The following is an 11871-nucleotide window of genomic DNA, read 5'->3' on the forward strand; positions in this document are numbered from 1 at the left end:
CACACCAACGCCGCGGTATGGTAACGGCGCTCGCCGACGATAGCTGGTGGTACGATCTCACGGGCGTCAACGCGACGCTCGTTGACGACGGCGGAACGCTCACGCTCGTGGATACGGGGCTGCCCTGGCACGGAAACGAACTCATCGCTGGCCTGAGCGACGCCGGCTACGAGCTCCGGGATCTGGACCGCATTCTCCTGACCCACTTCGATTTCGACCACGTCGGCGGACTGGCGGCCTTCGACGGCATCGACGCGACCATCTACGTCGGCGAACGGGATGCCCCGCTGGTCACCGGCGAGCAATCCCCGCCGCTGGGCAATCACAAGGGCGCGTTCCAGCGGCTCGTCTCGCCGTTTCTGGACGCGCCGGCCAACGACGTGGTCCCCCTCGCCGACGGCGACACCGTCGGCAGTTTCACCGTCTACGAGACGCCCGGCCACACGCCGGGCCACGTCTGCTACGTCAGTGAGTCGCTGTCGCTGGGACTGCTGGGTGACCTCGTCCGGGAGGACGGCGGCCGCTTCGAACCCTCGCCGTGGCTGGTGAGCTACGACACCGACGCCGTCGCCCGGAGTATCAGCGACTTCGCGGACCGGTCGCCCGCCTTCGAGGTCGCGGTCGCGGGCCACGGAGTTCCCTTCAAAAAAAGCGGCTCGGAGCGGCTCGACCGGCTGGCGGTGACGCTGTAATCAGTCCAGTTCCTCGGCGACCGCGTCGGGACCGAGCAGGTCCGGGTCGACGACGAGGTCGGTCTGGCGGCTGGCGAAGTCCGGCAAGGAGCCCTCGGCGTAGACGACGACCCGCAGGTCGGGGTTGAGGTCCTTGGCGACGGCGATGGAGGTGGCCTGGGACATCTCCGTCAGCAGGTACACGTCCGCCTCGTGGACGCCGGCCTCCTCCAGGCCCGGCCGGTTGCCGACGTCGGCGACCGTCACGGTGTGGCCCTCGGCGTCGAGGGCGTCCGTGATGCCGTTGGGGTCCGTCCCGACGAGGACGACCTTCATTCGTACTCGATGGTCGCCGGCGGTTTGTGGGTCACGTCGTAGACGACGCGGGCGACGTTCTCGTGGGCCCCCGTGATGCGCGACTGGATGCGCTGGAGCGTGTCCCAGTCGAGTTCCTGCGCCCGGGCGGTCATGCCGTCACGGCTCTCGACCGAGCGGACAGCGACGACCCAGCCGTGGACGCGGTTGTCGCCCTTGACGCCGGTGGCCTTGCCGATGACGGCGGCCAGGGCCTGCCAGGGCTCGTACTCCTCCAGTTCCTCCTCGACGACGTGGTTAGCCTCGCGGGCCACCTCCAGTTTTTCCTCGGTGACCTCGCCGATGATACGCACCGCGAGTCCGGGACCGGGGAACGGCATCCGCTCGGAGATTATCTCTTCGAGGTCGAGCGCGCGGGCCACTTCCCGCACCTCGTCCTTGTAGAGGTCCCGCATCGGCTCGACGATGCCCTCGAAGTCGATGCGCTCGGGCAGGCCGCCGACGTTGTGGTGGCTCTTTATCGTGCCCTCGCTCTCGATGCGGTCGGGGTAGATGGTCCCCTGGACGAGGTAGTCGGCGTCGACCTCGCGGGCGACCGTCTCGAACTCCCGGATGAACTGCTCGCCGATGATGTGGCGTTTCTCCTCGGGGTCGGTCTCGCCTTCGAGTTCCTCGAGGAAGCGGTCCTGGGCCTCGACGACCCGCAGCGAGTCCATGTAGTCGAACGTCTCGCGGATCTCGTCGGTCTCGCCTTTCCGCATCAGCCCGGTGTCGACGTAGACGGCGGTGAGCTGGTCGCCGATGGCCTCGTAGGCCAGCGCGGCGGCGGTCGAGGAGTCGACGCCACCGGAGAGTCCGATGACGGCGTGTTTGTCGCCGATTTCCTCGGCGATTTCGGCTTTGGCCTCTTCGATGAACTCGTCAACGTTCACCATCAGTGGCTCACCTCCTCGGTCGTCGCAGCGTGTGGGTCCTCACCGAGCACGGCTTCGAGCAGTCCGACGAAGGGCGGGCTAGCACGCGTCGGCCGGGAGCGGAACTCCGGATGGAACTGCGTCCCGATGAAGTACGGGTGGTCTTCCGGTCCGAGTTCGAGTATCTCCATACGGTTCCCGGCGCGGCCGGAGAACTTCAGCCCGGCGGCTTCGAGGTCGTCGATGTACTCGGGGTTGACCTCGTAGCGGTGGCGGTGCCGTTCGGTACAGGACTCGCCGCCGTACAGCGTCGCGGCGAGCGTATTCGCGTCGATTTCGGTTTCGTGAGCACCCAGCCGCATCGTCCCGCCCATGTCCTCGATCTCGTACTGTTCGGGCAGGATGTCGATGACGGGGTGTGGCGTGTCCTCGTCGAGTTCAGCGGAGTGAGCGCCCGCCAGGTCGAGGACGTTGCGGGCATACTCGACGACAGCCATCTGGAAGCCGAGACACAGCCCGAGGAAGGGAACGTCGTTCTCGCGGGCGTAGCGGATCGCCTCGATCTTCCCCTCGGTCCCGCGCGCGCCGAACCCACCGGGGACGACGATGGCGTCGGCCTCGCGCATCCGGTCCGCGTGGTGGTCGCTCATCTTCTCGGAGTTGACCCACCGGACGTTCACGTCGACGTTCTTCTCCAACCCAGCGTGTTTCAGCGCCTCGTGGACGGACATGTAGGCGTCTTCGAGGTCGTACTTGCCGACGAGGGCGACCTCGACCTCGCCTTCGGTCTGCTGCGTGACGAGGTCGCGCCAGCGGTTCTCCCGCTCGTCCTCGGGCAGGGCCTCCGACGCGATGTCGAGTTCCTCCATCACGTACTGGTCGAGACCTTCTTCTTCGACCATCAGCGGGACGTGATAGATGTCGTCGACATCCGGGTTCGAGAACACCGCCTCGGTCGGCACGTCACAGAACAGTGCGATTTTCTCTTTCGTGTCGATGTCGAGTTTGTCCGAACAGCGACCGACGAGGATGTCCGGCTGAAGGCCGATAGAGCGCAGTTCCTTCACAGAGTGCTGGGTCGGCTTGGTCTTCTGTTCGCCGTTCTTCGAGTAGGGGACGAGCGTGACGTGGGTAAAGAGAATGTCGTCCTCGTCCTCTTCGTGGGCGAACTGCCGGAGTGCTTCGAGATAGGGCATCCCCTCGATGTCGCCGACAGTGCCACCGACCTCGATGATACAGACGTCGTTGCCCTCGGCGGCCTCGCGGATGCGGCGTTTGATGTCGTCGGTGATGTGCGGGATAATCTGGACCGTGCGACCGAGGTAGTCGCCGGCGCGCTCTTTCTCGATGACGTGCTGGTAGGTCTTGCCCGTCGTGACGTTGTGGTCGAAGGTCATGTCGATGTCGAGGAACCGCTCGTAGTTCCCCAGATCGAGGTCGACCTCCCCGCCGTCTTTCAGCACGTACACCTCGCCGTGCTGGAACGGGTTCATCGTACCGGCGTCGACGTTCAGATACGGGTCAATTTTGACCGCTGTAACGTCGAACCCGGCGTTTTTGAGTAATCGGCCTGTGCTGGCGGCGGTGATGCCTTTCCCCAGGCCAGACATCACGCCACCGGTGACAAAGATGAACTTCCGACCCAGTTCCGGGTCGTAGTCCGTTTCGGGTTCGGTCGGCATACCGACGGTGAACCCCGCGTAGTCTAAACGGTTTCGGAGCGCGCACTGTTCGCCACCCCGTCGCAGTGTCAACGCGGCTACAGTGAGGGCAGCGTGAGAACACGCCACGCGGCCACGAGCGCGGCGAGTGACAGCGCCGAAAACACCGCATCACTGGGACTTGAGCCGATGGCGATAAACAACAGATAGCCAGCGACGAACCCACCCAGAAGCGAGACGATGCCGTGCCGTGTCGAGTGAGACGCCGCTTCCCTGGTTCGCGTTGACATACATCACTATTTATCAGTATATAGTATAAATGTACCTTCGGCCGAGAGTCAGGACTTGAGCACGCCGGACCTGATAGCGACGTAGGTCCCGATGGCACCAGCCGAGGCGAGCACGAGCGCCCGGAGCGGGCCGCCTGCGACGAGTGCCGTCTGCATCAGTACTAACAGCGTCACCAGCGTGGCAACAAACGACACGGCAGCGAACGCGAGCGGGCGGTTCATGGTCGGGACTCGGACCCACAGTGCCTCTGTCTTTCGATACTGTCCGGTAGTCTCGGGTCCCGGCAGTCGGATTCGACACCGGCTACAGATGGCCACGGAGAAACGGCCCAACAGTCTCACCGACACGGCCGCTCTGGCCGACGAAGTGATGATCGGCCGGCAGACGCTCGACGGCCTGTCCCAGTTCGGTGGCCCGGTCGACGACCGGCTCCCAGTCCACAGTGTCGTCGCGCTCGCCGACCACGACCTGGACCGGGCAGTCGATGGCGTCGAGCGCGGCGGTGGCATCGAGATAGTCGGTCACCCCGGCCGGCGGCGCAAGCACTGATAGGGCCACGGGGTCGGCCGCAGTGTCGTGTTCAGCGGCCGCACAGAGCGCCACGGCCGCGCCGAAACTGTAGCCAAACAGGCCGACGGCGTCTGCTCGTTCGCCGGCCCATGCAAGGGCGTTCTCGGCGTCGACCCGTTCGCCGCGGCCCTCGTCCCACGCGCCGTAGTCGAAGCGGAGACAGCCGACATCGGGGGCCAGTGCGTCGCTGACCGCGTTCAGGCGCGTGTCCGACCGCTTACCGCCGTACTGTGGATGGGGCGGGCACGCAACGACGATAGCGTCCGACCCGGGTCGGTCGAGCGTCGCGGTGACGTCTCGCCCGCCCGGAATCCCGACGGTAGTCATACGTGTTCACTCGCCAGCCCTCTGTAAGAAATTTAAGGTTGGAGAGACCAATGCGCATACATGGGAATCCTCTCGCGCGCGTCGTACGTCATCCGCTCGAAACTCAACGCCGTCCTGAACCGAGCGGAGGACCCGACAGAGACCCTCGATTACAGCTACGAGCAGTTGCGTGACGAACTGCAGGATGTCAAACAGGGCATCGCGGACCTGACGACCCAGAAGAAGCGACTGGAGATCCAGAAGCGCCGCCTCGAAGAAAACGTCGAGAAGCACAACGAGCAGGCGCGTCAAGCCGTCGAGCAGGACCGTGAAGACCTCGCTCGTCAGGCGCTGGAAAAGAAAAAGCAGAAAATGAGCCAGATAGAGGATCTGGAAGGCCAGATACAGGACTTGCAGAACCAACAGGACCAGCTGGTCGAGCAGAAAGACGAGCTCCAGAAACAGATCGAGCAGTTCCGCACAAAGAAGGAGACGATGAAGGCCCGCCACGAGGCCGCCAAGGCGTCGGCGCGCGTCAACGAGGCAATGACCGGCGCGGGCGACGAGATGCAGGACATCAATCAGGCTATCGAGCGTGCGGAGGAACGCACCGAGGACATGGAAGCCCGCTCGCAGGCGATGGACGAACTCCGCGAGGACGGCGTCCTCGAAAGTCAGATATCGGATGAGAGTTCGCTGGAGCGGGAGCTTGAGGAAGTCCGACAGAAAGGCTCAGTCGACGCCGAACTCGACACGCTGAAAGCCGAGATGGGGAAAGCCGAGGACGGCGATAGCGGGTCGACCGACGCGGACGTCTCCGAGGCCGAACTGGAGCAGGAACTCGCCGACGAGAGTACGCAGGTCGACGTCGACGAGAGCGAGGTCGAGTCGGAGCTTGACGAGCTGAAAGAGGACGAGCAGTAACGCGGCGGCCCGGAACTTTACAGCGGCCAGACAACCGACACCGAGAGCGTCGTCACGGCACACAGAAGCAGCTGGAGCGGTCCGCCGACGCGTGCGAAGTCGGTGAAGCGGTAGCCGCCGGGACCATAGACCATCAGGTTCGTCTGGTATCCAATGGGAGTCAGGAAGGCCGTCGCGACCGCGAACGTGACGACAACGAGAAACGGGAACCCGGAAACGCCGATCTCGGCGGCGGTGGCGACGGCAATCGGAATCATCAGCACGACGGTTGCGGGCGGAGTAATAACGCTGGCGAGGACGGCCGTGAGGAGGTACACCAGCGCCAGCAGCGCAAGCGGCGGAAGGACCCCGGCGGCGTCGACGAGGAGCGCGCCGACGAACGCGGCCCCGCCTGTGGCCTGCATCGCCTGCCCCAGCGGGAGCAGGCCGGCAAGCAGGAACACGACGTTCCAGCTCACCGCGTCGTAGGCCCGCGACGCGCTCAGCGTGCCCGTCGCCACCGTGGCGACGACGCCGCCCAGCGCGGCGATGTAGATGGGAAGCAGGTCCAGCGCCGCGAGTCGCCCGGCCAGCCAGTCGACGACGCCAGCCGATTCGACGCCGGCGCTGAGGATGTACATCGCGACGATAGTGACCACCGCCGGGCTGGCGAACCCGTCGATGGCTGTCCGTGCCGGGACGCCGGTGTACGGTTCCAGCACGACCAGGGCGACGAGGACGGCGACGGCGGTCATGTCCGGCGGGAGCCATTCGGTGACGAACAGCGCCAGCGCGGCGGCGACGAGCGCGAATACCACGAGCGCGCCCGTCGAGAGCGGGGCCATACCACCTCTCTCGACGGACGGTGACAAAGGCGTCCGGGACGCCGCCGGGGTTTCGGGCGCGGAACCGCTGACCGTCGGTCCAAGCCGTCACTCCGGGTTCGGCTCGTATCCCGGTCCTACGCGGAGCGTGAGCGACTGCGTGCGCACCGACAGCGACAGCGTCTCGTGGGTGCTGAGTTCGCCGTCGCGGCTGAAGGTGAGTGTCTCACCGTGTCCGTCGACGGTGATCTCGTCCGCTCGGACGTGGGTTACACCGTCGGTATCAAGTGCCAGTAGTCGCTGGCCGATAGCCTCCGCGACGAGATTCCCCGTCGGCATCTGTTCGACGATAGCCACGTCGAGCAGGCCGTCTTCCATGTTCGCCTGCCCGCCTTCGGCGACGAACTTGCGGGCGTTGCCCACCAGCAGGCACGTGGCCTCGCCGGACCAGGTGAACGGCCCGTCTTTGCCGACAGCCGCGATAGTGATGTCGAGCCCGTCGAAACGCAGCGCCTCCTGTGCGCCGGTGAGCAGAAACGCCAGCGTGCCGAACCGTTCTTTGAGGTCGCCCGGGGTCGAAACGCTGGCGTCGGCTGGGAGGCCCGCGATACAGGAGACGAGGAACGGCTCGCCGCCAGCGACGCCCACGTCCACGGTCCGCTTCGTTCCGGTGTCGGCGATTTCGACGCCGTGTTCGATGTCCCTGATGCCGACGTTCCCGGCCAGAAGGTTCGCGGTCCCGGCCGGGACGACGCTCAGCGTCACGTCCGAGAGGTGGCCGGCGTCGTCGAGGCCGCGGACGACCTCGTTTACCGTCCCGTCGCCGCCACAGACGGCGACCTCGGAAGCCTCGGCCCGGCCCGCCTCGCGGCCGAACGCGACGGCGTCGCCCGGAGCCGCCGTCTCGTACACCTCGAACCCGCGTGCTTCCAGCAGCCGCGGAACGTAGTCGGCGTGCTCGCCGTCGCCGCTGACGGGGTTGAGGATACACCGGCGCGAGCCAATCTGCATACTACTACCGAGTCCGGAGCGGCACTTATACCGTGGTGATGTGTCGCCGTCAGTCCCAGTCGACGTCGGCGCTCCGGTCAGTCTCCCGGAGGATGAACGGGCCGATAGCGAGGGTCCGCTTGGTTATCGTGACGATGCGGAGGATGTACGACAGCAGGACGGTGAAGGGCAGGACCGCCGCCGTCGTCGCCACGGCGACGAGCCACAGCACGTCGGGCACGCCGGCCGTGAGGCCGACGAAGTCCTGCGTATCGAGGAACAGCAGCGACGTGACCGCGACGGTGAGCGCCGGAACCGCGACGTACAGCAGCGTCCGGGAGAGGTTCGACAGCTCCCACTGGAAGTACAGCGTCTTGAAGTGCTCCCGGGCCGGGCCGAACAGTTCGAGCGTCTCGACGAGTTCCGCCAGCGAGTCGTCGATGTCGTCGGTGAGTTCCTCGGCGTAGGTCTCCCTGATGCGCCGGCCGACGTACAGTTTCCAGGAGTAGTTGTAGTTCAGGGCGGCCTTGATGACGTCGAACTCCCCGAAGGTCCCGCCTTCGAGCTGGTCGGTGACCCTGTCGGCGTTGCTCGTCACGTCCTCCAGATACGTCGACAGCAGCGCCGTCAGGTCGTCGTCGAGCGCGGTGTCGTCGACGGCGTCCCGGGCTGTTTCGGCCCGCTCGGCGGTCCCGCGGACCAGCGACCGGAGGAACGCCGAGGGCTCCGCGGGACTGACCTGAGCGTCGACGGCGTCGGCCACGTCCGCGCGGAACTGCATCGCCCCGTCCATCCGCTCGCGCTGGTCGCCGGCCGCGCCGAGTTCCTGTGACAGGACGAGCTGGCTCAGCGTCAGGACCAGCGTAACTGCGGTTATCGTCCCCGTAATCAGCGCCTGGAACAGCGTTTCCACCGGGTCGCCGCGGGTCAGCAGCGCCAGGGCCGGCGTGGGGTGGAGGAGGCCGACCGCGAGAATGCCACAGAACAGAACGCCCGAGAGGAGGGCGGTGACGAGCCAGCGGTCCGCATCGAGGAGGAGCCAGAGGAGTCGGGTGTCGCCCGCGGCGCGCTCCCGCATGGTGTCGCTCGACTCCCCGCTGTCGGTGGTCATACAGGTCGGCTCGCCCGCTGGGGATAAAAGGGCGCGCCCGGCGCATTCCGGAGTGCCAATACAGCGGCAGCGAGAATCGGCCGAACAAACAGCAGCTATCGGCCGGCGAGGAACGTCACGGCGGTCCGCTGTTGCTCGACTTCGGTTTCGAGGTGGTCGCGGAACGCGGCGATGTCGATGTCTTTCTCTTCGCGTTCCTTGCGGTCCCTGACCGAGATGGTCCCGGCTTCCTCCTCGTTGTCGCCGATGACGCACATATACGGGACGCGGTCGTCGTGGGCCTGCTGTATCTTCTTGCCGACGGTCCAGGAGCGGTCCTCGATGGTGACACGGAAGTCCTCAAGTTCGTCCTGAATCTCCTCGCAGTAGGCGATGTTGTCGTCACTGACCGGCAACAGGCGGATCTGCTCGGGGGCGAGCCACGGCGGGAACTTCCCGTTGTAGTGTTCGGTCAGCACCATGAAGAACCGCTCGTAGGAGCCATACAGCGCGCGGTGGATCATCACCGGGCGGTGCTCCTCGTTGTCCTCGCCGGTGTAGGAGAGGTCGAACCGCTCGGGCATGTTGAAATCCAGCTGGACGGTCGGGCCGTCCCAGTGCCGTCCGAGCGCGTCCTCGAAGGCGAAGTCGATCTTCGGGCCGTAGAACGCGCCGTCGCCTTCTTCGACGACGTAGTCGATGTCCTGCTCGTCGAGGACCGACTCCAGCTGGGACTCGGCTTTCTCCCAGATTTCGTCGCCGCCGACGGACTTCTCCGGCCGGGTGGCGAACTGGACGGTGTAGTCGAGGTTGAACGTGTCAAGCGTGTCGAGGATGATGTCGACCGTCGCCAGCACCTCCTCCTCGATCTGGTCCGGGCGGACGAACAGGTGGCCGTCGTCGATGGTGAACGCCCACGTCCGGGAGAGCCCGGAGAGTTCGCCGCGTTGCTCCTTGCGGTACACCTTCCCGTCCTCGAAGTACCGCACCGGCAGGTCGCGGTAGCTCCAGGAGTTCTGCTCGAAGATGGTGGCGTGGCCCGGGCAGTTCATCGGCTTCAGGCCGTACTCCTCGTCGTTGACGTCGAGCAGGAACATGTCGTCGACGTAGTTCTCGTAGTGGCCCGACTTCTTCCACAGCTCGGTGCGGAAGACGTGGGGCGTCTCGACCTCGTCGTAGCCCGCGTCGCGGTTCAGCCCGGCGACGTACTCGGAGAGTTCGTTGAGGATTTTCTTGCCGTTTGGCTCGTACAGCGGCAGGCCCGGCCCGGTCGTCTCGTCGATGGAGAACAGGTCCATCTCCTGGCCGATCTTGCGGTGATCCCGTTCCTCGGCCTTGCGGCGTTGTTCGAGGAACTCGTCGAGCGCGTCCTCTGTCGGGAAGGCGGTTCCGTACACGCGGGTCAGCGTCTCGTTGTCCTCCTCGCCGCGCCAGAAGGCCGCCGAGATTTCCAGCAGGGCGAAACCGCCGATTTCACCGGTCGATTCGACGTGGGGGCCCTGACAGAGGTCTTCGAACTCGCCCTGCGTGTAGAACGAGACTTCCTCGTCGTCCGCGGCCTCGGTTTCGAGGATGTCCTGCTTGAACGGGTTGTCCTCGTAGCGTTCGAAGGCCTCGTCGCGGTCGACGAGTTCGCGCTCGATGTCGAGGTCCTCCTCGATGATCTCCTCGGCTTCGGCCTCGATGGCTTCAAGATCGTCTTCGTCGATGTCGACGCCGGTGATGTCGTAGTAGAACCCGTTGTCGGTCCACGGCCCGATTGTGAGCTTCGCGTCAGGGTGGAGGCGCTGCAGGGCCTGCGCGAAGACGTGAGCGGCCGAGTGACGAAGCACGTCGAGGTACTCGTCACTGCTCTCGGTGACGATTTCGAGCCTGACATCGTCTGTCAGCGGCGCGTGTTTGTCGACAAGGTCGCCATCGACGACGCCGGCGACCGTGTCGTCACCTAGCCCTGGCCCGATTTCGTAGGCGACATCCTCGACCGTGCTGCCGCGCTCGACCTCTAAGGGAGTCCCGTCGGGCAGCGTGACCGTGACCGTACTCATATCCGAGGATACGACGGCGGCCGGGGATAAGTGTATTGAGACGCGGGCGATGCTGGCGTTACTCTGGTAACGGCGGGTCCGAATCCTCGTCGGCAGTGTCGGCCGCTGGCAGCTCAGACTGGGCTGGTGGCCGTGCCGCGCTTGCCCGTTCGAGCGGTGAGAGCGTCAGTTCTTCCTCGCCTTCGAGCATTGTGAGCCGGTCCGTTACAGTGACGGTCTCCCCGTCGGCCGTGTGCGGCGTTACGCACCTGAGTTTCGATCCGACGTACTCGGCTAATAGTTGGACTGGAAACACGAGCGCCCGGTACTGCTCCCCCGATATTTCAGCGTCTACCGAGCGCACCTGAAACGCGGGTTCGAGTGAACATTCGTTGCGTTTTGCCCACTCCTGAAAGACGCTAACTCGGTTGAGTGCGAACAGCCCGAGTTCGGTCCGCGCCTCCGCTGGCGTGGACGGTATCTGCCGTCCAATGACCTGAACAGTGATATCTGACAGAACACCGTCGTCCGACAGCCCCTGGAGCCGGTCAATTACCGCAGCCTGTTGCTGCGTGTGCCCGTCGGGCAGTAGTGAACGAACGTACAGTTCTGCCCGTGTACCGTCTGGCTGCGTGCTCCCCTGCATCGTATAGAAATGAATGGACAGCAACCGGCAAAAGTATTCCTGTTGACAAATAATGGTTAGAACGGTTATACACTGAACGACGGAAGCTGAATCAAACGGTTTCACCGTCGGTTGGACAGTCACGGCTCGTATCAGTGTGATAGGGAGTACTATGTGGGCACAGTTCGCATGAGAAGCCGGATATGTACGATTCGGTGCTCGTAGCCACAGACGGGAGTTCGGGAACGGCTGAAACGCTCGCACACGCCACCTCCATCGCGCGCGACAACGACGCGACCCTCCATGGGCTGTACGTCGTGGACAGACGGCTGTACGTCGCGGCCGACAAGGCCAATCAGGACGAGGTGCGTCAGTCGCTGGAGGAAGAGGGCGAGGTCGCGCTCGACGACATCGTGGTCGGCGGCGAGGAGGCCGGCGTCGAGGTCGTCACGACCATGGCGGAAGGGATTCCTCACAAGACAATCACCAACTACGCCGAAGAGGAGGACATCGACCTCATCGTAATGGGGACCCACGGTCGAACCGGGCGAGACCGGGTCGCCAATCTCGGGAGCGTTACCGAGCGCGTCGTCGAGAGCGCGCCCGTCCCCGTCCTCGTCGTCCACATCGAATAGCTCAGGTGCGGCTGGCGGTTGCGGTACGGACGCGCTCGACAGCGGCTATACG

General features: G+C 65.0%; 14 protein-coding genes. 3 read left to right on the top strand and 11 right to left on the bottom strand.

The features are described 5' to 3' along the window. The first annotated feature begins 17 nt into the window (after positions 1-17). Positions 18-692, top strand: coding sequence for an MBL fold metallo-hydrolase (locus DVK00_RS10090; RefSeq protein WP_121577668.1), 675 nt, complete (start codon positions 18-20; stop codon positions 690-692). On the opposite strand, the gene DVK00_RS10095 is transcribed toward DVK00_RS10090, so the two are convergent. From DVK00_RS10095 to DVK00_RS10120, 6 genes are all read right to left on the bottom strand, one after another. Next, entirely contained in the window at positions 693-1007 is a 315-nt protein-coding gene (locus DVK00_RS10095; RefSeq protein WP_101349405.1) for an NAD-binding protein, read from the bottom strand. Next, complete coding sequence (gene guaA, locus DVK00_RS10100; protein WP_101349404.1) at positions 1004-1921, bottom strand: glutamine-hydrolyzing GMP synthase; 918 nt, start codon at positions 1919-1921, stop codon at positions 1004-1006. The genes DVK00_RS10095 and guaA overlap by 4 nt, the downstream gene beginning before the upstream one ends. Next, complete coding sequence (locus DVK00_RS10105; RefSeq protein ID WP_121577669.1) at positions 1921-3582, bottom strand: CTP synthase; 1662 nt, start codon at positions 3580-3582, stop codon at positions 1921-1923. Before DVK00_RS10105 ends, guaA begins: the two co-directional genes overlap by 1 nt. A 77-nt stretch (positions 3583-3659) precedes the next feature. After that, positions 3660-3851 (bottom strand): hypothetical protein, encoded by a 192-nt coding sequence (locus DVK00_RS10110; RefSeq protein WP_101349402.1) that lies wholly within the window; start codon positions 3849-3851, stop codon positions 3660-3662. A 48-nt stretch (positions 3852-3899) separates the two neighbouring features. Next, entirely contained in the window at positions 3900-4073 is a 174-nt protein-coding gene (locus DVK00_RS21715) for a hypothetical protein (RefSeq protein WP_198560216.1), read from the bottom strand. A gap of 82 nt (positions 4074-4155) precedes the next feature. After that, positions 4156-4749 carry an alpha/beta hydrolase gene (locus tag DVK00_RS10120; RefSeq protein WP_121577670.1) on the bottom strand — a complete coding sequence of 198 codons (594 nt, stop codon included), beginning with the start codon at positions 4747-4749 and terminating at the stop codon, positions 4156-4158. Positions 4750-4809: 60 nt separating this feature from the next. Between DVK00_RS10120 and DVK00_RS10125 the strand changes: the two genes are divergently transcribed. Next, positions 4810-5652, top strand: coding sequence for a PspA/IM30 family protein (locus tag DVK00_RS10125; protein ID WP_101349399.1), 843 nt, complete (start codon positions 4810-4812; stop codon positions 5650-5652). Positions 5653-5669: 17 nt separating this feature from the next. On the opposite strand, the gene DVK00_RS10130 is transcribed toward DVK00_RS10125, so the two are convergent. The 5 genes from DVK00_RS10130 to DVK00_RS10150 form a co-directional block, all read right to left on the bottom strand. Then, a complete protein-coding gene (locus tag DVK00_RS10130) occupies positions 5670-6476 on the bottom strand; it encodes an SLC13 family permease (protein WP_121511109.1) in 807 nt (268 codons plus the stop codon). Between the two features lie 87 nt (positions 6477-6563). After that, on the bottom strand, positions 6564-7466 hold the full coding sequence (locus DVK00_RS10135; RefSeq protein WP_101349397.1) for a diacylglycerol kinase family protein: 903 nt from the start codon (positions 7464-7466) through the stop codon (positions 6564-6566). Between the two features lie 49 nt (positions 7467-7515). Further along, positions 7516-8556: a hypothetical protein gene (locus tag DVK00_RS10140; RefSeq protein WP_101349396.1), complete on the bottom strand. Its 1041-nt coding sequence runs from the start codon at positions 8554-8556 to the stop codon at positions 7516-7518. A gap of 95 nt (positions 8557-8651) precedes the next feature. After that, positions 8652-10580 (bottom strand): threonine--tRNA ligase, encoded by a 1929-nt coding sequence (thrS, locus tag DVK00_RS10145; RefSeq protein WP_101349395.1) that lies wholly within the window; start codon positions 10578-10580, stop codon positions 8652-8654. Between the two features lie 58 nt (positions 10581-10638). Further along, the gene (locus DVK00_RS10150; RefSeq protein ID WP_101349394.1) at positions 10639-11205 is read right to left on the bottom strand and encodes an HTH domain-containing protein; all 567 of its coding nucleotides are present in this window, start codon (positions 11203-11205) and stop codon (positions 10639-10641) included. A gap of 182 nt (positions 11206-11387) precedes the next feature. On the opposite strand from DVK00_RS10150, the gene DVK00_RS10155 reads away from it, so the two are divergent. Then, complete coding sequence (locus DVK00_RS10155) at positions 11388-11819, top strand: universal stress protein (RefSeq protein WP_101349393.1); 432 nt, start codon at positions 11388-11390, stop codon at positions 11817-11819. Positions 11820-11871 lie beyond the last annotated feature (52 nt).

The sequence above is a fragment of the Haloarcula sp. Atlit-47R genome (assembly GCF_003665985.1).
In the GTDB taxonomy this organism is placed as follows: Archaea; Halobacteriota; Halobacteria; order Halobacteriales; family Haloarculaceae; genus Haloarcula; species Haloarcula taiwanensis.